This is a genomic window from Streptomyces sp. SP17BM10, assembly GCF_036322405.1.
In the GTDB taxonomy this organism is placed as follows: domain Bacteria; phylum Actinomycetota; class Actinomycetes; order Streptomycetales; family Streptomycetaceae; genus Kitasatospora.
Map to the genome: position 1 here is coordinate 1 of NZ_JAQYXB010000434.1, position 943 is coordinate 943.

1 protein-coding gene is annotated in these 943 nt (G+C 76.9%); it reads right to left on the minus strand.

The genetic code is table 11. The features are described 5' to 3' along the window. Positions 1-131: 131 nt before the first annotated feature. On the minus strand, positions 132-943 hold an 812-nt coding region (locus PUR71_RS05140; RefSeq protein ID WP_329925121.1), incomplete at its 5' end, for a polysaccharide deacetylase family protein.

The window sequence follows — 943 nt, forward strand, 5'->3', positions numbered from 1 at the left end:
AGATCGCCGGTTCGGTGTTCGCCGGCGCCCCGGCGGGCCGCTCCTCCACCCGCGCGGACGCGGCCGCGGGCGCGTGTTCGGTCAAGCGTTCTTCCATGACTGTTCGGTCCTCCGCTGGTGGATCGGGGTGTTCAGGGTCGGGTGGCGGGCGGCGGGTCGAGCTCGCCGACGGTGACCGGCTCCAGGCCGCGGTCGAGCAGGCCCTCGATGACGGCCGGGAGGGCCTGGACGGTCTGGCCGCGGTCCCCGGCGCCCTCGTGCATCAGCACCACCGAGCCGGGGCCGGCGCACTCCAGGACGGTCGCGGCGATGCGCCCAGGCCCCGGCCGCGTCCAGTCGCGGGAGTCCACGTCGAACATGGTCAGGGTGGCCGGGTGGCCCTCCAGCGCGGCCGGCACCGCGGGGCTCAGGGCACCGTAGGGCGGGCGGAAGCGGGTCGGCGCCGTGCCGGTCACCCGGGCCACCGCCTCTGCCGTGCGGTCGAGCTGCTCGCGCAGGTGATCCGCCGTCAGGTCGGCCAGGAAGGGGTGGGACCAGGAGTGGTTGCCGACCTCGTGGCCGGCGTCGGCGATCCGGCGCAGCTCGTCGGGCAGCGCCGCGGCGTGGTGGCCGACGCAGAAGAACGTCGCCCGCACCCCGTAGCGGTCCAGGATCTCCAGCACGCTGCGGGTGTGCACCGGGTCGGGGCCGTCGTCGAAGGTGAGCGCGACCCGGGGGACGTCCCGGCGGCCGTGCTCGAACCAGCGGCCGGCGGCGACCAGGGCGGCCTTGGTGGGCTCGCTGCGCCGGACGACCTCGTGGAACTCCTCGGCGCGGCCGGTCAGGCTGCCGCCCTCGGCGGTCACCCGCGCCAGCGTGGCGGGCGCGCTCCAGGCCTGCTCCGCCAGCCGCGCGGCCGGGACGGAGCCGAAGTGCGGCCGCTGCGGCAGCACCCACGGATCCG